The organism is Streptomyces sp. NPDC043896 (assembly GCF_056435605.1).
Window position 1 is genome coordinate 1 of the sequence record NZ_JBWKEE010000011.1, and the last position, 19,368, is coordinate 19,368.

General features: G+C 74.9%; 16 protein-coding genes. 9 read left to right on the forward strand and 7 right to left on the reverse strand.

The window, feature by feature from the left end; genetic code table 11:
* Positions 1–579 precede the first annotated feature (579 nt).
* Positions 580–1,047, forward strand: coding sequence for an NUDIX hydrolase (locus AC069X_RS17685; RefSeq protein WP_478729501.1), 468 nt, complete (start codon positions 580–582; stop codon positions 1,045–1,047).
* 471 nt (positions 1,048–1,518) lie between these two features.
* Here AC069X_RS17685 and AC069X_RS17690 read toward each other — a convergent pair whose 3' ends face one another.
* Genes AC069X_RS17690 through AC069X_RS17700 form a run of 3 tightly spaced genes read right to left on the reverse strand, consistent with a single transcriptional unit; the run spans position 1,519 to position 4,403 of the window.
* The gene (locus tag AC069X_RS17690; RefSeq protein WP_478729502.1) at positions 1,519–2,421 is read right to left on the reverse strand and encodes a LysR family transcriptional regulator; all 903 of its coding nucleotides are present in this window, start codon (positions 2,419–2,421) and stop codon (positions 1,519–1,521) included.
* 11 nt (positions 2,422–2,432) lie between these two features.
* Positions 2,433–3,380, reverse strand: a complete 948-nt coding sequence (locus tag AC069X_RS17695; RefSeq protein ID WP_478729503.1) for a DMT family transporter — start codon at positions 3,378–3,380, stop codon at positions 2,433–2,435.
* A 48-nt stretch (positions 3,381–3,428) separates the two neighbouring features.
* Positions 3,429–4,403: an EamA family transporter gene (locus AC069X_RS17700; RefSeq protein WP_478729504.1), complete on the reverse strand. Its 975-nt coding sequence runs from the start codon at positions 4,401–4,403 to the stop codon at positions 3,429–3,431.
* Positions 4,404–4,564: 161 nt separating this feature from the next.
* On the opposite strand from AC069X_RS17700, the gene AC069X_RS17705 reads away from it, so the two are divergent.
* Entirely contained in the window at positions 4,565–5,074 is a 510-nt protein-coding gene (locus AC069X_RS17705; RefSeq protein WP_478729505.1) for a MarR family winged helix-turn-helix transcriptional regulator, read from the forward strand.
* Positions 5,075–5,217: 143 nt separating this feature from the next.
* On the opposite strand, the gene AC069X_RS17710 is transcribed toward AC069X_RS17705, so the two are convergent.
* From AC069X_RS17710 to AC069X_RS17720, 3 genes are read right to left on the reverse strand one after another with little or no spacing between them, the layout of a single operon-like run.
* Positions 5,218–5,451, reverse strand: a complete 234-nt coding sequence (locus tag AC069X_RS17710; RefSeq protein ID WP_478729506.1) for a hypothetical protein — start codon at positions 5,449–5,451, stop codon at positions 5,218–5,220.
* Positions 5,452–5,471: 20 nt separating this feature from the next.
* Positions 5,472–7,472 (reverse strand): 4-alpha-glucanotransferase, encoded by a 2,001-nt coding sequence (locus tag AC069X_RS17715; protein WP_478729507.1) that lies wholly within the window; start codon positions 7,470–7,472, stop codon positions 5,472–5,474.
* Positions 7,473–7,500: 28 nt separating this feature from the next.
* Complete coding sequence (locus AC069X_RS17720; protein ID WP_478729508.1) at positions 7,501–7,725, reverse strand: hypothetical protein; 225 nt, start codon at positions 7,723–7,725, stop codon at positions 7,501–7,503.
* Between the two features lie 198 nt (positions 7,726–7,923).
* On the opposite strand from AC069X_RS17720, the gene AC069X_RS17725 reads away from it, so the two are divergent.
* Entirely contained in the window at positions 7,924–10,923 is a 3,000-nt protein-coding gene (locus AC069X_RS17725) for a beta-N-acetylglucosaminidase domain-containing protein (RefSeq protein ID WP_478729509.1), read from the forward strand.
* 68 nt (positions 10,924–10,991) lie between these two features.
* On the opposite strand, the gene AC069X_RS17730 is transcribed toward AC069X_RS17725, so the two are convergent.
* Positions 10,992–11,525, reverse strand: coding sequence for an HNH endonuclease (locus AC069X_RS17730; protein ID WP_478729510.1), 534 nt, complete (start codon positions 11,523–11,525; stop codon positions 10,992–10,994).
* A 269-nt stretch (positions 11,526–11,794) separates the two neighbouring features.
* On the opposite strand from AC069X_RS17730, the gene AC069X_RS17735 reads away from it, so the two are divergent.
* The 6 genes from AC069X_RS17735 (at position 11,795) to AC069X_RS17760 (ending at position 19,344) form a co-directional block, all read left to right on the forward strand.
* A complete protein-coding gene (locus AC069X_RS17735; RefSeq protein ID WP_478729511.1) occupies positions 11,795–12,871 on the forward strand; it encodes a mechanosensitive ion channel family protein in 1,077 nt (358 codons plus the stop codon).
* A gap of 147 nt (positions 12,872–13,018) precedes the next feature.
* Positions 13,019–14,248, forward strand: coding sequence for an ROK family transcriptional regulator (locus AC069X_RS17740; protein WP_478729512.1), 1,230 nt, complete (start codon positions 13,019–13,021; stop codon positions 14,246–14,248).
* 145 nt (positions 14,249–14,393) lie between these two features.
* The gene (locus tag AC069X_RS17745) at positions 14,394–15,659 is read left to right on the forward strand and encodes a 6-phospho-beta-glucosidase (RefSeq protein WP_478729513.1); all 1,266 of its coding nucleotides are present in this window, start codon (positions 14,394–14,396) and stop codon (positions 15,657–15,659) included.
* A complete protein-coding gene (locus AC069X_RS17750) occupies positions 15,650–16,639 on the forward strand; it encodes an N-acetylglucosamine kinase (protein WP_478729514.1) in 990 nt (329 codons plus the stop codon). The genes AC069X_RS17745 and AC069X_RS17750 overlap by 10 nt, the downstream gene beginning before the upstream one ends.
* A 216-nt stretch (positions 16,640–16,855) precedes the next feature.
* Positions 16,856–18,241, forward strand: coding sequence for a hypothetical protein (locus AC069X_RS17755; protein ID WP_478729515.1), 1,386 nt, complete (start codon positions 16,856–16,858; stop codon positions 18,239–18,241).
* A 170-nt stretch (positions 18,242–18,411) separates the two neighbouring features.
* A complete protein-coding gene (locus tag AC069X_RS17760) occupies positions 18,412–19,344 on the forward strand; it encodes a glutamate ABC transporter substrate-binding protein (protein ID WP_478729697.1) in 933 nt (310 codons plus the stop codon).
* Positions 19,345–19,368 lie beyond the last annotated feature (24 nt).

Sequence of the window (19,368 nt, forward strand, 5' to 3'; positions counted from 1 at the left end):
GATCGCCTTCGGCGACCCTTGACAGCCCGTCCCGCCCCGGAAAGCCGAAAGACTGCCGGGAAACCCCCAAAAGAACGGTCACGGGGCAGAAGAGGAAGGGACGGGCCTGTCATGGACGAGACGAGGGACCGGGCCATGGCCGGCCGGGCATCCGGGCCCCTTGATCCCTGCCGCCAGGGCCGGGGGCCCGGCTACCTGCAGGAAAGGTCGAGCAGAGCGACCGGCGGACCACCCAGACGCGACAGATCGCTACGCGCTCCTCATCGATTGGCGTCCAGCGGCCGTCCGGGGCTGATACCTGCAGTGGAGGACGATCAGAGCAGCCTGGAGAGCGGTCAGGCGCGTGAGATCGCTACGCGCTTCGCCGGTCTCGGCGGCTGACGGCCGTCTGGGGCTGGTCCGGGGCGCTTCCTGGACGAGTACGAGGCCCTGTCCTCGGCCCGGGGCGACGAGCACTTCGAGGTGATGAACCGCAGGCTCCGCCCGCACGGCAATGTCCGGGCGGTACGAGACCTCCGCGAGCGCGCCCGGCTCGTCGGCGCCCTCAAGGGCTGACCAGGCACCACATCAGGGAGAGCGATGCCCAGAATCGACTATGAAAACGACCCCGGCGCCCCGTCGGCGAACAGCCTCGTGCCCGCCGCATCCGCCGTCGTGGTGGACGACGACGGCCGGGTGCTGCTCCAGCGCCGCACCGACAACGGCATGTGGGCCCTTCCCGGCGGCCGAATGGATCTCGGCGAGTCCATCGGCGACTGCGCGGTCCGGGAAACCCACGAGGAAACAGGCATCAGCGTCGAGATCACCGGCATCGTCGGCACCTACACCAATCCCGGCCACGTCTTCGCCTACGACGACGGGGAAGTCCGCCAGGAGTTCTCGATCTGCCTCCTCGCCCGCCCCACGGGCGGCACCCTCCGCACGTCCGACGAGTCCTTCGAAGTCGCCTGGTTCACCCCCGAGGAGACCGACGAACTCCCCATGGTCCCCAGCATCCGCAACCGGCTCGCCGACTGGCGAGCCGGTAACGGCCCAGTAGTCCGATGACGCCGCCCTGATCGACCTTCGCTGCGGGCACCAGCCCTGGACGGTCGTCGGACGCCAAGCGAGAGGAGCGCGTAGCGATCTTTCGCGTCTGGGTGGTCCGCAGGGTGATCCTGTCGTCCTTCCGTGCAGGTAGAGGCCCTGTGGTCCCGGATCTCGGCTCCTGGGGGCCCGGATGCCCGGTGGGCCGGCCCCCGGCCCCTCGCCTGGTCTCTGAGAGACCCGTCCCTCCCTCTTCTGCCCCGTGACCGTTCTTTTGGGGGTTTCCCGGCAGTCTTTCGGCTTTCCGGGGCGGGACGGGCTGTCAAGGGTCGCCGAAGGCGATCACGAAGTGACGCGACCGAAGGGAGCGCCCTTTACAGGCCGGCACGACACGGAACGACGATGGGACTGACGGGAAACCCCCAGCACCTCCCCGACCCCGCCCCAGTGGCTACCGCCCACCCCGCCCAGGGGATGCCGCCCCCGGCCCCCTCAGGCAAGGGCCGTGGCCGCCGTTTCGAGGGCCTTCAGGACCTGCGACGTGGCCGGGGTGGCTTCCGTGCCGCGGCGGAGGGCGGCGATGACGTGGCGGGTCGGGCGGTCGTGGGACAGGGTGCGGACGGTGACCCCGGAGGCGCGGGCCGAGACCATGCGGGGGACCAGGGCGACGCCCATGCCCGCCTCCACCATGGCCAGGATCGCGGTCCAGCCGGATGCCGAGTGGGCCTGCTCCGGGACGAAGCCCGCCGTTTCGCACGCCGAGCGGGTGATCTCCGACCAGGGCCCGCTCCCGCCGTAGATCCACCGGTCCGCCGAGAGGTCCGCCAGCCTCACCTCCGGTGCACCCGCCAGGGGGTGGGCCGGGGGCAGGGCCACGTCCAGGGGGTCCTCCAGGAGGGTGACCCGGGTGTAGCGGGCGTCGTGGGCGCCCGGGGCGTGGGCGGCCAGGGAGAGGGCCAGGTCCACGACGCCGCCGGACAGGAGCTCGTACGACTCGGCCGCCTCGGTCTCCCGGACGCGGATCTCGATGCCCGGGTGCGTGCGCTTGAGGGCGGCGGCCGCCGGGACGATCAGGACCGGGACCGCCGTGGAGAAGGCGCCGACGCGGACCTCGCCCGACTCGCCCGCCAGGTAGCCGGTGAGTTCGGCGTCGGCCCGTTCCAGCTGGGCGAAGACGGCTTCGGTGTGGCGCAGGACCAGGTGGGCCGCGCCGGTCAGCCGGACCCCCCGGCCCTGGGCCTCCAGGATCGGCACCCCCAGCTGCCGGGCGAGGTTGGTCAGCTGCTGCGAAACGGCCGAGGGCGTCATGTGCAGCGCCTCGGCCGTCGCGGTCACGGTGCCCTGGTCGGCCAGGGTCCGCAGGATGCGGAGCTTCTTGATGTCCCAGTCGGTCACGGGACGAGAAGCTACCGGCGGGCCGTGCTGCTCAGGGCGACTCCGCCCAGGATCAGGGCCATGCACAGGAGCTGTGCCGGACCGGTGCGCTCGCCCAGGAGGAGCAGGCCGAGCACCGCGACGCACACCGGCTGGAGGTAGTAGACGACTCCCGCGCGGGCCGCCCCGATGAGGGAGATCGCCTTGTTCCAGGCGAAGAAGGCGACGGCGGAGGAGAAGACGCCGACGTACAGGAGCGGGCCGATGGTGTGGGGGGTGGGGGCGAAGCCGCCCTGGACGGTGAGGGAGACGGCGTACGCGGGGGCCAGCATCAGGGCGCCGAGGACGAAGGTGGTGAGGAGGAAGGCCAGGCCGCCGATCTCGGCGGGCTTGCGCTTCAGGAGGGCGCTGTAGGTGGCGAAGGAGAGGGCGGCCCCGAACATCCACAGGTCGCCGGCGCCGAAGTCGAGGCCGAGGGAGCCGTCGCCGACCAGGAGCAGCACCCCGAGGGCCGCGAGCAGCATGCCGAAGGAGCGCCGGGCGCCGAGCCGTTCACCGCCGAGGCGGGCGTAGAGGGCCATGATGACGGGGGACGCCGCCATGATCATGCCCATGTTGGAGGCGGATGTGGTCAGTCCGGCCTGGTGGACGAGGGTGTTGTAGAGGGTGACGCCGAAGAGGGTGGCGAGGCTGATGTAGCCGAGGTGCTCGCGGAGCAGTGTCCGCTGCTGCCAGGCCTGGTGGGCGGCGAAGGGGGCGACCGCGACGGCGGCGATGATCCAGCGCCAGAAGACGGCCTGGACGGGAGGGACCGTGTCCGCCATGCCGCGGGTGGCGACGAAGCTGCCGGACCAGACGACCGTCGCCACCAGGGCGAGGAGCACGCCGAGCCCGGCGGTCCCCTTCCTGGCAGCGGCGCCGCCGCCGGCGATGACGCCGGCGGCGGTGGGTGCGGTGCGGATCCGGTCCTTGACGGTCACTGGTGGTTCTCCTCCTCGGGAGTGGTCCGGGTGGGTCTGGACCTACTCTCACACCCTCACTTTGGTCAGGTCCATCGAAACATTTCGATCGGTTCCTTCAGGAGAACTGAACGGTCCCACCTGCGCCGGTGCCTGCTCCGGCTCCACCGCCTGCTCCCGCTTCGCCGCCCGCCCCGGGAGCTGCCCGAACACCGTGGCGCCGAAGGCGAGGGCCATGCCCACCAGCTGGACGGGCGACAGGGCCTGGCCGAGCGCGGCCCAGCCGATGACGGCGGCGGTGAGCGGGGAGAGCGGGCCGAGCAGGGTGACGGAGGTGGCGGTGAGCTGGCCGATGCCGCGGAACCAGAGGAAGTAGGCGGCACCGGTGTTGATCAGCATCATGTAGCCGTACCCGAGGAAGGCCTTGCCGTCGAGCGCGGGCGGCGCCCCCTCGACCAGCGCGGCGATCGGGATGATGACCAGGCCGCCCGCGGTGAGCTGCCAGCCGGTCACGGCCAGCGGGCCGACGCCCTCGGGGCGGCCCCAGCGCTTGGTCATCACGGTGCCGGCCCCCATGGCGGCGGAGGAGACAAGGCCGGCGATGACGCCGACGAGGTCGAGCTTCGCGTCGGCGGTCAGGACCACCATGCTCACGCCTAAGGCGGCGACGATCGCGGCGAGTACGGTCCGCAGCCTGGCCCGCTCGCCCAGCAGCACGGCCGCGAGCCCCACGACGAACAGCGGTCCGGCGGAGCCCAGTACGGCGGCGACACCGCCGGGGAGGCGGTAGGCGGCGAGGAAGAGGAGCGGGAAGAAGGCGCCGATGTTGAGGGTGCCGAGGACCGCGGACTTCCACCACCAGGCGCCCTTGGGCAGGACGCGGGAGAGGGCGACCAGCAGCAGGCCGGCGGGCAGGGCGCGCATGGCCCCGGTGAAGAGGGGCCGGTCGGGCGGCAGCAGCTCGCTGGCGACGAAGTACGTCGAGCCCCAGGAGATGGGGGCGAGCGCGGTCAGGATGGTGGTGGTGACACGGTTCACGGTCACTCCTCGGGCAGATGGTGAAGCGGCTGCGGTTGGGAGGCGACCTGCCCGGGGGCCCGTCCCGGCCTCCCCGAGTAGGTCGCTCGTAAGTAGCTTACTACTAAGCTACTTTTTGGCAAGCTACTTTCTTGCGAACGACTGAGCGGAAGCCGGATACTTCGGTCATGACCGAGGTGAAGAAGGACGCCGAGAAGGACGCCGTCGACGCGATCACCACCCAGTGGGGCGTCGTACGACCGGACCTGGACACCGCCCCCATGGCCGTCTTCGGGCGGATCTACCGCATCTCCAAGGCCATCGGCGACGCCGTCGAGCGGGCGTACAACCGCCACGGGATCACCCGCGGGGAGTTCGACGTCGTCGCGACGCTGCGCCGCTCCGGGGCCCCGTACACGCTCTCGCCGCGCGAGCTGTCGGCCACGCTGATGCTCACCACGGGCGGGATGACCGGGCGCCTGGACAAGCTGGAGAAGGCCGGACTGCTCACCCGCAGCCCCGACCCGCACGACCGGCGCGGGATCCAGGTGACGCTGACCGACCGCGGCGTCGCCCTCGCCGACGAGGCCGTCTCCGCCGGGCTGGAGGTCCACCGCGCCGCCCTGAAGGGGTTCGCGGACGAAGAGGTGGAGCAGCTCACCGGCCTGCTGCGCAAGCTCCTCGCCGAGATGCCCTAGCCGACGGCCGACGGGCGGCGGGCGGTGAGCGGTGAGCGGCTCCGGGTACGCCGAGGCGCCGGAGGTCGCGACGGGACCGGTTCACACCGGTTCCGCGGACCTCCGGCGCCCGGAAGTCTGAGCTGTGGACCTGCCCGGTCGGGTCAGGCCTGGTTCTTGCGCGACTTGTCGCCGACCATCACGAGGCCCGTGATGACCAGGAACAGCACGATCGGCGCGGCCACGAACAGGCCGAGCGTCTCGCCAATGCTCAGGCCCGGGCCCGGGTCGTCGCCGTCGTCGCGGGTCAGCGCGAGGGCGGGAGACGTCATCAGCAGCATCATCAGCGTCGTTCCGGCCGTGACGGCGCCGGCGCGCAGAGCGTTCTTCTTGTCCACGGTGCAAAAGTAGCGAACACCTAAACGGGGCGCGCGCCCGGGGGTGCCGTACGGGTCTGCGCGCCCTCCCGCACCGCGCCGAGCAGGGCGTTCGCCCGGGCCGAGGCGGTCAGCGCCTCCAGGGTCAGCGGGCGGCCGTCCGCGTCGGCGACCGGGAGCCGCCAGTTGGGGTACTGGTCCCAGGTGCCGGGCAGGTTCTGCGGCCGCCGGTCCCCCACCGCGTCGGGCAGCCACACGCCGACCAGCCGGGCGGGCGTGCGCAGCAGGAAGGCGTACAGGGCCCGTACGGCGGCCTCCTCGCCCTTGGTCTCCAGCCCCAGCGAGTCCAGCACCCGCAGCCACTCGGCGGTGTCGGCGGCGTCCTCGGCCCGCTCCAGCTCCAGAGGGCGGGTCAGCAGGCCGAGCCGGTCGCGCAGTTCCACGTGGGAGCCGGCCAGCTTGGCGGCGGAGGGGGGCAGGTCGTGCGTGGTGGCGGTGGCCAGGCACTCCGACCGCCAGGCCCGTGCCGGCAGCGGCTCCCCGCCGCCCGACCAGTCCCGCTCGAACCACAGCACGGAGGTGCCGAGGATCCCGCGCCGGGCCAGCGCCCGCCGTACCCGCGGCTCCACCGTCCCGAGGTCCTCGCCGACCACCAGGGCACCGGCCCGGTGCGCCTCCAGGACCAGTACGGCCAGCATCGCCTCGCCGTCGTACGAGACGTACGTGCCCTGCGCGGCCGGGGTGCCGACCGGGATCCACCAGAGCCGGAAGAGGCCCATGACGTGGTCCACGCGCACCGCCCCCGCGTAGCGGAACACCCCGCGCAGCAGGGCCCGGAAGGGGGCGTACGCGGACTCCTCCAGGGCGTCGGGCCGCCAGGGCGGCAGGCCCCAGTCCTGGCCGCGCGCGTTGAAGGCGTCCGGCGGGGCGCCGACGGAGGCGCCCCGGGCGTGGAAGGGGCCCGTACGGGCGTCCGAGCCGTCCGGGTGCACCCCGACGGCCAGGTCGTGCACGATGCCGACCGCCATCCCGGCCTCCCGCGCGGCCCGCTGGGCGGCGGTCAGCTGGGTGTCCGTCAGCCAGACGAGCCAGCAGTGGAAGTCGGCCCGCTCCCCGGGGTCCTCCCCGGCGGCGGCCGCGCACCAGGCGGCGTGCGCGGCGAGCCCCTCACCCTGGGCGGCCCGGAACGCCCGGTAGGCGGCCTCCCGGGCCGGCTCGCGCGGGACGGCGTACAGCAGTTCCAGGGCGGCGCGCTTGAGGGCCCACACGGCGTCCCGGTCGATCAGCGCCCCCTTCTCCAGCACCTCCCGGCGCAGCTCCCCGCCCCGGGCTGCCAGTTCGGCGAGGGCGTCCCGGTCGGGGCAGGCGGTCCACTCGGGCAGGTCCTCGACGCGCAGGTACACCGGGTCGGGGAAGCGGCGCGAGGCCGGCCGGTAGGGCGAGGGGTCGGTCGGGGTGCCGGGGAGCGCCGCGTGCAGCGGGTTGACCTGGACGAAGCCGGCGCCGTGGGTGCGGGCCGCCCAGCGGGCGAGCTCCGCGAGGTCGCCGAGGTCGCCCATGCCCCAGGAGCGCTCCGAGAGCAGGGAGTACAGCTGGACGAGCAGGCCGTGGGCGCGGTCGGGTGCCTCCGGGGCCCGGTCCGGGGCGACGATCAGGGTGGCGGCGGCGGTGCGGCCGTCGGGCGTCCCGGCGGTGAGCCGGTGCACCCCCAGGGGCAGGCCGGGGTGCCAGTCGGCCTCCCCGGCGCCGTCCTCCAGGGTCACCCGCACCCGCGTCCCGGCCGGCAGCGCGGCCAGGGCGGCGGGGGCGGGTTCCCCCCGCCACTGCACCAGCGTCGGGGGGAGCAGCCGTCCGGCCCGCTCCCGCCCGGCGCGGTCGGCCCTCTCCCGTACCTCCTCGGGGCTGTCGACGGTGACCCCGTTCAGGGCGAGCACCGCCCGGACCGTCGCCTCGGGCACCCGGACGGTGACGTCCTCGGCGGGCTGGTAGGAGGTGGCGACGCCGTAGAGGGCCGCGAGCCGGGCGAGGTCGTCCATCGTCATCCTTGGGGGAAGGGCCGCGAAGCAGGGGCTAGGTGAGCGGCTCGCTGGTGAGGTGGACCTCGGCCACGAGCGGGGGTTCGCTGGTCAGGGGTGCGTACCCGGAGCCGGCCAGCGGCGGTTCACTGGTCAGCGGGGGGCAGGCGGCGTCGACGGCCGGCACGTCCTCGGCGCCGGACGGGGCGGGCAGGTGGGCGAGCTGCGCGGGTTTCCTGCGGGCGCCGGACGCGGTGCCGGACGCGGTACGGGCGTTCATGAGGCCTCCCTTGTGCGGTTCGTCGGACCGCCCATGCAACACCCGTGGCGAACACCGCAGCCATACCCAGTCAGGGGCACCGCATTCCTGGCGGATCCAGGTCAGATCACCCCACGCGCATTGACACCCCGGCCGCGCGGGTGGTGGGCTCGGGCTCGTTCACACGGTCGGGGGACGACTCGGGACGGGGGAGGCTCCGTGCAGCTCAGGGGCAGGAAGCGGACCACGGCCGCGGCCGTCGCCGTCATCGGGACGCTCCTCGGCGGGGCCGTCGCGTCCGCTCCGCCGGGCATCGGCGGCGCTCCGGGGAACTCCGGCTCCGCGCGCCCCGACAGCGGCTCGGCCGCCACGTACGCGGCGGGACTGGGGCCGGTCATCGACCCGGGTTCCGACGTTCCCAGAGCGGTTTCCGAGGGTCCGGCCGTGTGGCCGCGGCCGCAGTCGGCGACCGCCGATCCGGGACGGGAGCTGCCGGTGCCCGCGGAGGCCGTACTGGTGACCCCTCCGGGCGTCGACCCGTACGCCGTCGAGGTCGTCCGCACCGCCCTGCGCACGGCCGGCGTGCGGACCCTGCACGCGCGGCCCCCGGGGGCGGCGCTGCCCGAACGGGCCCTCGTCGTACGGCTCCAGGGCCCGGACGCCGAGGAGGCCCTGCTGGCGCTGGGCGCGGCCCCGGCCGGGGACCTGCCGGGCGGCGGGTACCGGCTGGCCGTGGGCCGCACGGCCGGGCGGGACACGGTGGCGCTGGCCGGGGTGGGCGAGGACGGGCTGTTCCACGCGGCGCAGACGCTGCGCCAGCTGCTGGCGGCCGGGCACGGGAAGGTGCCCGGGATGCTGGTCCGGGACTGGCCGATCGCCCCGGTGCGCGGGATCACCGAGGGCTTCTACGGGCAGCCCTGGACGCGGGAACAGCGCCTCGAACAGATCGACTTCCTGGGCCGCACCAAGCAGAACCGCATGCTGCTGGCGCCCGGCGACGACCAGTACCGCACCACGGCGTGGCGCGAGGAGTACCCGCGCGAGCGGCAGGAGGAGTTCCGGGCGCTGGCCGAACGGGCGCTGGCCAACCGGGTGGTGCTCGGCTGGGCGGTGTCCCCGGGGCAGTCGATGTGCCTGGCGTCGGCGGACGACCGGGCGGCCCTGCTGCGCAAGGTGGACGCCATGTGGGAGCTGGGCTTCCGGGCGTTCCAGGTGCAGTTCCAGGACGTCAGCTACACCGAGTGGGGCTGCCGGGCCGACCGGGTGCGGTACGGGACGGGCCCCGCCGCCGCGGCGAAGGCGCACGCGGAGGTCGCGGGCGAGCTGGCGGCGCACCTGGCGGCCCGGCATCCGGGGGCGGCCCCGCTGTCGCTGCTGCCGACGGAGTACTTCCAGAACGGCGCGACCGCCTACCGCACCGCCCTGGCGGGGGCGCTGGACCCGCGCGTCGAAGTGGCCTGGACGGGCGTGGGGGTGGTGCCGCGCACCATCACCGGCAAGGAGCTGGCCGGGGCGCGGGCGGCGCTCGCGCATCCGCTGGTCACCATGGACAACTACCCGGTCAACGACTGGGACCCGGACCGCATCTTCCTCGGCCCGTACGCCGGCCGCGATCCGGCGGTGGCGAGCGGTTCGGCCGGGGTGCTGGCCAACGCGATGGCGCAGGGCACGCTGTCGCGGATCCCGCTGTTCACGGCGGCGGACTACGCCTGGAACCCGCGCGGCTACCGGGCCGGGGAGTCCTGGGCGGCGGCGGTCCGCGAACTGTCCGGCCCCGACCCGAAGACGCGGGCGGCGCTGGCGGCGCTGGCCGGGAACACCGCCTCCTCGGGCCTGAAGGTGGAGGAGTCGGCGTACCTGAAGCCGCTGGTGGAGGAGTTCTGGCGGGCCCGGGCCGCCGGGGACAAGGCCGCCGGGGAGCGGCTCCGCGCGGCCTTCACCGTGCTGCGGGAGGCTCCGGAGCGCCTCGACGCGCCGGTGGCGGCGGAGGCCGGGCCCTGGCTGGAGCGGCTCTCCCGGTACGGGGCCGCGGGCGAGCTGGCGGTCGACCTGATGCGGGCCGAGGCCCGGGGCGACGGGGCGGCCGCCTGGCGGCTGTCGCGGGAACTCTCGGCGGCGCGGGGCGAGCTGGCGGAACCGGGCGGGGTGCGGGTGGACACCTCCGTGCTCGACCCCTTCCTCGCGAAGGCGGCGGCGGAGTCGGACGCCTGGACGGGCGCGGCCCGCAAGGACGGCACCGTACGGCACGAACCCGGCTCCCACACCGTCCGGCTGGACTCGGCGCGGCCGCTCGCCGCGGTCACGGTCATGACGGACCCGCTGGCGCCGGGCACGCGGGGCGCGGTGGTGGAGGCGCACGTGCCGGGCGAGGGCTGGCGGCGGCTGGGTGACGCGGCGGTGTCCGGCTGGACGCAGGCCGACGGGGCGGGCGTACGGGCGGACGCGGTGCGGTTGTCGTGGGCGGGCCCCGGCCCCGTGGTGCACCAGGTGGTGCCGTGGTTCGCGGACGGCCCGCGGGCCCGCTTCGAACTGGCCGACGGGGGCCGGGCCGACGCGGAGATCGGCGGCGCGCCGCGCACGGTGTCGGCGCAGCTGTCCGGGCTGCGGCCCGGCGAGTTCCGGGGCCCGCTGGCGGCGGCCGCGCCGGCCGGGGTCCAGGTGCGGCTCCCTCAGGAGGTCGTGGTGCCGCGGGGTGCGACGGTCGCCGTCCCGGTGGAGGTCACCGTCGCGGCGGGCACCCCGGCCGGGGAGTACGCGGTGCCGCTGACCTTCGACGGGGAGGTACGGGTGCTCACCGTCCGGGCGGTCCCGCGCATCGCCGGCCCGGACCTGCTGCGCACGGCCCGGGCCACCTCCTCGGGGGACGAGGCCCCGCAGTTCCCGGCGGCGGCGGCGCTGGACGGCTCCGCCGCGACCCGGTGGTCGTCCCCGGCGGTGGACGGGGCCTGGTGGCAGGCCGAACTGGCCTCCCCGGCCAGGCTGGGCCTGCTGACCCTGCACTGGCAGGAGGCGTACCCCTCGCAGTTCCGGGTGGAGACGTCCCGCGACGGCGTGACGTGGCGCCCGGGTGCCGTGGTGTCCTCCCGGGGCGGGGTGGACGCGGTCCGGCTGGACGCGCCGGACACCCGCTACGTCCGGGTCACGTGCGACCGCCGCGCGACCCGCTTCGGGTGCAGCCTCTGGGCGGCGACGGCCCAGGCGGTGGCCGGTCCTTCCTGACGGGCCGCACGGCTCGGTCTCCGTGGCCGGGGCCCGAGCCGTGCGGGCGGCGCGGAAGCGAGCGAGGGTCAGGCCGTGGCTCCGATGCGTTCCAGCGCGTCCTGCGCCCCGTACGGCTGGAGGTAGGGCATCCAGCGCGGGTCCCGGTGCCCCGTACCGATGATCCGCCAGGCCAGCCCCGACGGCGGAGCCGGCTGGTGGCGCAGCCGCCAGCCGAGTTCCAGGAGGTGCCGGTCCGCCTTCACGTGGTTGCACCGCCGGCACGCGGCGACCACGTTGTCCCAGACGTGCTGGCCTCCCCTGCTGCGCGGGATGACGTGGTCCACGCTCGTCGCGACGGCCCCGCAGTACATGCAGCGGCCGCCGTCGCGGGCGAACAGCGCGCGGCGGGTGAGTGGAACGGGCCCCCGGTAGGGGACCCGCACGAAGCGCTTGAGCCTGACCACGCTGGGCGCGGGGACGGCTCGTGTCGCGCTGTGCAGGAAGGCGCCCGATTCCTCCAGGGAGATTGCCTTGTTCTCCAGGACGAGGACGAGCGCGCGGCGGAGCGGTACGACGCCGAGGGGCTCGTACGACGCGTTGAGGACCAGGACGTGCGGCACGGACTGCCTCCTTGTACGCCGGCGGCGCGTGGCTCGCGCCGGGACGATCTGCTCTCAGTCTCCCCTTACGGCTGGTCGAAGCGCCACCACGCGCCGGTAACGGGCCCGGGGTGTTTTCAACCACACTCCCTTTCATCCCCAGGTGAGTCCGGTCTCTCCCTCGAACAACGCAACGAGGTCGGTCCCGTGCCCCGTTAGTGTGGATGGCCTGCCCGCACAAGCCGTACGACCGTCCGCGGGCGGACCGCTATGCCCTGGAGGTTCCCGCCGTGCCCTCGCCCGCCACCCTGCTACCGCAGGCAGCGTCCACCACCGACGACGCCGCCGAGAGCGTGACGAACGCCGCGAGCTTCGTCGAGGAGAACTGGGCCACCTGGCTGAGCATCGGTCTGCGGATCCTGCTGATCATCGTGATCGCGGTGGCGCTCCGCACGGTGGTCCGCAAGGCGCTGACGAAGCTGATAAGCCGGATGAACTCCAGCGCGGAGGCCGTCGAGGGCACGGCGCTCGGCGGGCTGCTGGTCAACGCCGAGCGGCGCCGCCAGCGCTCGGAGGCGATCGGCTCCGTGCTGCGTTCGGTGTCCTCGTTCCTGATCCTCGGTACGGCCGCGCTGATGGTGCTGGCCGCGTTGAAGATCGACCTGGGGCCGCTGCTGGCGAGTGCCGGTGTGGCCGGTGTGGCGATCGGTTTCGGTGCGCGCAACCTGGTGACGGACTTCCTGTCCGGCGTGTTCATGATCATGGAGGACCAGTACGGCGTCGGCGACAAGATCGACGCCGGGGTGGCCTCCGGCGAGGTGATCGAGGTCGGTCTGCGCGTGACCAAGCTGCGCGGCGACAACGGCGAGATCTGGTACGTCCGCAACGGCGAGATCAAGCGGATCGGCAACCTCAGCCAGGGCTGGGCGACCGCGACCGTGGACGTGCAGGTCAAGCCGACGGAGAACCTCGCGCACATCCGCGAGGTGGTCCAGGAGGTCGCGGACACCCTGGCGAAGGAGACCCCGTGGGACGAGCGCCTGTGGGGTCCGGTGGAGGTGCTGGGCCTGGACGAGGTGCTGCTGGCCTCCATGACGGTGAAGGTGTCGGCGAAGACGATGCCGGGCCAGCAGTTCGCGGTGGAGCGCGAGCTGCGCTGGCGGATCAAGGAGGCCTTCGACGCGGCCGGGATCCGGATCATCGGCGGCGCCCCGGCCCCCGGCGAGGAGGAGGGCGCCCCGGCCGACCCCTCGGCCGCCGTCGCCGCGCCGTCGGCGCTGGCCAACCCGGCCTCCCCGCAGTCCCTGGCCACCGCCCCGATCCCGCCGGTGCAGGCGCCCGCTCCGGGGGTCCGGCTGCCGAAGTAGGGCCTGCCACCCCGCCCCACCCGCCCCACCGCCCCTCCCGCCCTCCGCTGCCCCGCCGGTCCGTTCCGGCGGGGCAGCGGCGTTGACAGGGCTCCGAAACCGATAGGAAACTTACCTGACAGTTCGCTTCGGAGGGAGGGACCCGCCATGCCCGCCGCCACTCCCGGAACCCCCAGCGTGCTGCGCGCCATGAACGACCGCGCCGCCCTGGAGCTGCTGCTGACGCACGGCCCCCTCTCCCGGACCCGGATCGGCCACCTCACCGGGCTCTCGAAGCCCACCGCCTCCCAGCTGCTGGCCCGGCTGGAGGCCGCCGGACTCGTCGTCGCCACCGGCACCGACGGCGGCCGCCCCGGCCCGAACGCCCAGCTGTACGCCCTCAACGCCCGCGCCGCCCACGTCGCCGGCCTCGACGTCACACCCGAGCGGGTGCTCGCCGCCGTCGCCGACCTGACCGGCACCGTGACCGGCCGCTTCGAGCTGCCCTCCCCCCAGGGCGCCGACGCCGTCGGTCAGGTCACCCGGGCCCTCGACGGGGCCCTCGAAGACGCCGGAATGACCCGCTCCGATCTGCACCGCCTGGTCATCGCCACCCCCGGCGCCTTCGACCCCCGCACCGGGCGGCTGCGCTACGCCGGCCACCTCCCCGGCTGGCACTCCCCCACCCTCCTCGACGAACTGGCCGCGGCCCTGCCCGTGCCGGTCGAGTACGAGAACGACGTGAACCTCGCCGCCGTCGCCGAGCAGCGCCTCGGCGCGGCCCGCGGCCACGAGGACTTCGTCCTGCTGTGGAACGAGGAGGGCCTGGGCGCCGCCCTCGTCCTCGGCGGGCGCCTGCACCGCGGCTGGACCGGCGGCGCGGGCGAGGTCGGCTTCCTGCCCGTGCCCGGCCGCCCCCTGGTCCGCGAGGTCAGCCGGGCCAACGCCGGCGGCTACCAGGAGCTGGCCGGCGTACAGGTGCTGCCCGCGCTCGCCGCCGGCGCCGGGCTCGCCGGCGGGACCGCCCCGGGCGTCCCGGACGCCGCCGGCACCCCGCGGGCGCAGGTCGCCGCCGGGGCCGGGCTGCTGCGGCGGGCCGCCGCCGCGCCCGAGGGCGCGGGCCTGCGCTTCCTCCGGTCGTACGCCACCGCCCTCGCGACCGGCCTGGCCTCGCTGGTCGCCGTACTGGACCCGGAGATCGTGGTCCTGTCCGGCGAGCTGATCACCGCGGGCGGCGAGCCGCTGCGCGCCCTGCTGGAGGACGAACTCGCCGAACTGGCCCCCTCCCGGCCGCGGCTGGTCACCGGCGAGGTGCGCGAGCGGCCCGTGCTGCGCGGCGCCCTGGAGAGCGCCCTGGCCGCCACCCGGGAGGAGGTCTTCGACACCAGCCGCCCGTGACCCTGGCCGGGCCCGGAGCCCGGCCGCCCGGACCCCCGGCCACGGCCCGGAGTCCTCCGAGGGCGCACCACGGCAACTGGAAGCCGGCCATGGCGGCGACGGTGCTCGTCATGGTCACCCCGACCGGAGTGAAAGGCTGATCCCGATGAAACTCGCAGTGGTGGGCGGCGGTTCCACCTACACCCCCGAACTCGTCGACGGCTTCGCACGGCTGCGCGACACCCTGCGCGTCGACGAACTCGTCCTGATCGACCCGGCCGCCGACAGGCTGGAGCTGATCGGGGGCCTGGCCCGGCGGATCTTCGCCCGGCAGGGCCACCCGGGGCGCGTCACCACCACCTCCGCACTGGACGCCGGGGTGGCCGGCGCCGACGCGGTCCTCCTCCAGCTGCGCGTCGGCGGTCAGGCGGCCCGGCTCCAGGACGAGACCTGGCCGCTGGAGTGCGGCTGCGTCGGCCAGGAGACCACCGGCGCGGGCGGGCTGGCCAAGGCCCTGCGCACCGTCCCCGTGGTCCTCGACATCGCCGAACGGGTACGCCGCGCCGCCCCCGGCGCCTGGATCATCGACTTCACCAACCCGGTCGGGATCGTCACCCGGGCCCTGCTGCGGGCCGGGCACAAGGCGGTCGGGCTGTGCAACGTCGCCATCGGCTTCCAGCGGAAGTTCGCGAAGCTGCTGGACGTGGCCCCCTCCGAGGTCCACCTCGACCACGTCGGCCTCAACCACCTGACCTGGGAGCTGGGGGTGCGGCTCGGCGGTCCGGACGGCGCCGACCAGCTGCCGCGGCTGCTGGCCGAGCACGGGGAGGCCGTCGCCGCCGACCTGCACCTGCCGCGCGCGCTGCTCGACCGGCTCGGCGTGGTGCCCTCGTACTACCTGCGCTACTTCTACGCCCACGACCAGGTGGTGCGGGAGCTCGGCCGGAAGCCCTCGCGGGCCGCCGAGGTCGCCGCGATGGAACGGGAACTCCTCGCCCTGTACGGGGATCCCGCGCTCGACGAGAAGCCCGCCCTGCTGGCGAAGCGGGGCGGGGCCTTCTACTCGGAGGCGGCCGTGGACCTCGCGGCGGCCCTGCTGGGCGGCCGCGGTCCGTCCGTGCAGGTGGTCAACGCCCGCAACGACGGGACGCTGCCCTTCCTCGCGGACGACGCCGTCATCGAGGTCCAGGCGCGCGTCGACGGCGGCGGTGCGGTGCCGCTGCCCGTGCCGCGGCTCGACCCCCTGTACGCCGGGCTCGTCGCGCACGTCGGCGCGTACGAGGAACTCGCGCTGGACGCGGCCCTGCGCGGCGGGCGCGAGCGGGTCTTCAAGGCCCTGCTCGCGCACCCGCTCGTCGGCCAGTACGACCTCGCCGAGGGACTGACCGACCGGCTGCTCGCGCACAACAAGGAGCACCTGCCGTGGGCGTAGCCGTCCCGCCCGCCTGCGCCGTCGTCGCGATCGACGCGGGCAACAGCAAGACGGACGCGGCGCTGGTCGCCGCCGACGGCACGGTCCTCGGCACGGGGCGCGCCGGGGGCTTCCAGCCGCCGCGCACCGGTGTGGAGGCGGCCGTGGACGTGCTCGCGGAGGCCGTCGCCGCGGCGGCCGCGGCCGCCGGGCTGTCCGGGGTGCCGCGCGCGGCCCGGGTCTCGGCCTGCCTGGCCAACGCGGACCTCCCGGTGGAGGAGAACCGGCTCGCCGGGGCGGTCGCGGCGCGCGGCTGGGGCGCCGCCACCGAGGTCCGCAACGACACCTTCGCGGTCCTGCGGGCGGGCGTGGAGGACCCGCGCGGGGTCGCGGTGGTGTGCGGGGCCGGCATCAACTGCGTGGGCATGCTGCCCGACGGGCGGACCGCCCGGTTCCCCGCACTGGGGCAGATCTCCGGGGACTGGGGCGGCGGGGGCGGCCTGGCGCGGGAGGCCCTGTGGTGGGCGGCGCGGGCCGAGGACGGGCGGGGCGGCCCGACGGCCCTGGCGGCCGCCCTGCCGGGGCACTTCGGGCTGGCTTCGATGGCGGCGCTGATCGAGGCGCTGCACCTGGGGCCGTTGGACCGGGGCCGGCTGCACGAGCTGGTGCCGGTGCTGTTCGCGGTGGCGGCGGCGGGCGACGCGGTGGCCTCGGCGCTGGTGGAGCGGCAGGCCGAGGAGGTGGTGGCGCTGGCCTCGGTGGCGCTGGAACGGCTCGGCCTGCTGGAGGCGGAGGTGCCGGTGCTGCTGGGCGGCGGTGTGCTCGCGGCAGGGCATCCCCGGCTGAACGGCCGGATCGGGGAACTGCTGGCCGCCCGCGCCCCCCTGGCCCGCGTCTCGGTCGTCACGGCCCCGCCGGTCCTGGGCGCCGCCCTGCTGGGCCTGGACGCCCTGGGCGCCCCGCGGGGGGCGATGGCGAGGCTGCGTGCCCATTTCGGGTGAACCCGCGCGGGGAGGTCTTGCGGAGGGAACCGCCGGGGCTGCTGCGGCGTATTGACGGTGAAGGGTGACGGGGGAATCCGCAGGGGCAGGAGGAGCGGGGGCGGCGGCCGGGCCGGGCGGGAAGGGGGATCGTCCAAGATCGGGCACCGGGTGCTGTGGCCGGGCGCCGCTAAGGCCATACTGCTGCGGAGCAGAGGGACCGAGGGGGAGGTCACGGTGGCCATCACGACACGCGCGTCCGCGCCCGGGGGCGGTACCTCCGGGGCGCCCGCCGCGCCGCCCGGGCGCAGTACCGCCTGGGCCGAGGGCGTCGAGCGGGTGCGTGCCGCGGCGACGACCGAGCCGGGCCGGCTGCGGATCATCGGTGCGGTGCTGGCCGCGCTGGTCGTGCTGTTCGGCGCGGTCGCGGTGTGGGAGGTGTCCGGGCGGGTCGCCGCCGCGGAGGACGTGGTGGGCCGCAGCCAGCCGCTGAGCGCGGACGCGGCGAGCATCTACCGTTCCCTCGCCGACGCCGACACGGCCTCCTCCAGCGGTTTCCTCGCGGGTGCCCAGGAGCCCCGGGAGGTCCGCCAGCGCTACGAGAAGGACATCGCGAACGCGTCCCGGCTGCTGGTGAGCGCCGCGGCCAACACCGGGGCGGGCGGCGAGTCCCGCAAGGAGATAGCGCTGCTCGGCGAGCAGCTGCCCCGGTACACCGGGCTGATCGAACAGGCCCGGGCGACGAACCGGCAGGGCCTGCCGCTGGGCGGGGCGTACCTGCGCTACGCCAACGAGCAGATGAGCACGGTGCTGCTGCCGGCCGCGCAGCGGCTGTACGAGGCGGAGACGGGCCGGCTGTACACGGACTACGACGAGGCCCGGTCCTGGCCGGTGGCGGCGACGGGCGCGGGGCTGCTCGCGCTGGCGGCCCTGGTGTGGGCGCAGCGGCGCAACTACCGGCGCACCAACCGTGTCTTCAACCACGGCCTGCTGGCGGCGACGGCCTCGGCGGCGGTGGTGCTGCTGTGGCTGACGGTGGGGCAGTCGGTGGCCCGGGCCGGGCTGGGTGAGGCCAGGGCGGACGGGCAGGAGTCGCTGAAGGTGCTCAACGACGCGCGGATCGCCTCGCTCCAGGCGCGGGCGAACGAGAACCTGACGCTGATCGCGCGGGGTGCCGTACTCGCCGAGGACAAGAAGTCCGACAAGTACGACGTGGACTACGAGAAGAACATGAAGGAGCTCGACGCCGGGCTGGCGCGGGCGCTGCGGCTGGCGGACGACGGGAGCGGCCGGGAGCCCGTCTCGAAGGCCGTCGAGGGCGTGGCGCAGTGGAAGCAGCGGCACGCGGCGGCCCGGGACGCCGACATGAAGGGCGACTACGAGCAGGCTCTGCCCCGGGTGATCGGGGACGCGGAGCACAGGGACAGCAGCGGGGCCTCGTTCGACACGGTGGACGCCTCCCTGGAGCGGGCCCTGGCCCATGAGCAGGCGCAGTTCACCGTGGCCGCCCGGGACGGCCTCGGCGCGCTCGGCGGGCTGGTGACGGGCTCGGCGCTGCTGGCGGTCGCCGGCGCGGCGGCGGCCCTCCTGGGCATCGGTCGCAGGCTTTCGGAGTACAGGTGAGATCGATGCGGATACGAGGGACCGGGCCGGAGCTGAACGAGCCGTACGGGACGCCGGAGCAGGCGGAGGGGGGCGGGGCGCCCGCGGCTGCCCCGTCACAGGCGGCGGGGGCGGCCGTGCGGGTGCGGCGCGCGGCGCGCCGGCTGCGCGGCTGGGGCGGGGTCAGCGCCATGGCGGCGGCCTGCGCGGTGACGGCTGCGGCCGTGCTGCTGCCGCTGGCCGGCTCCTCGTCCGGCGGCGGCTCGGGGCCGGTCCACGAGCCGGCTTCGGTCGCGGTGGCCCCGTACGCGCCGGCCGACACCTGCCGGGACCCGGAGGCCAGCCTGCGCCCGTCGGGGCTGGACGGTCCGGCGATCGAGCGGATCCGCAAGGCGGGCAAGCTCGTGGCGGGCGTGGACCAGAACAGCTTCAAGTGGGGCTACCGCAATCCGGACGGCCGCCTGGACGGTTTCGACATCGACCTGGTGAAGGCCATAGCGAAGGACATCCTGGGCAGCGAGGACGCGGTCATCTACCGGGCCATCCCGACCAGCCAGCGCATCCCGGCACTCCAGGAGGGCCGGGTGGACGTCGTTGTGCGGACCATGACGATCAACTGCAAGCGCCTGGAGGACGTCGCCTTCTCCACCGCCTATTTCGAGGGCGGGCAGCAGGTGCTGGCCCCCAAGGGCTCGCCGATCACCGGGTACGACGCCTCGCTGAAGGGCCGCCGGATCTGCACGGCGGCCGGTTCGACGGCGGAGGCTGCGCTGAAGGCCCAGCCGCACGGCTCGGTCGGGGTGTCGGTGGCGAACCAGCTGGACTGCCTGGTGCGGCTCCAGCTGGGTGAGGTGGACGGGATCATCACCGACAACGCGCTGGCCGCCGGGCAGGCGGCGCAGGACCCGTCGGTTCAGCTGGTCGGGGCGCCGTTCACCCGGGAGCTGTACGGGGTGGCGATGAACAAGGACGCCTCCGACCTGGTGCGCCGGGTCAACAAGGTGCTGGAGAACTACCGGGCGGGCGGTGACCAGAGCCCGTGGGCGACCTCGTACCGGAAGCACTTCGAGGACGTCCTGCCGAAGGCCAGCGTGCCGCCGGCGCCCAAGTACCGGGACGGCTGAGGCCCATGGCGGATTCGGAGCGGT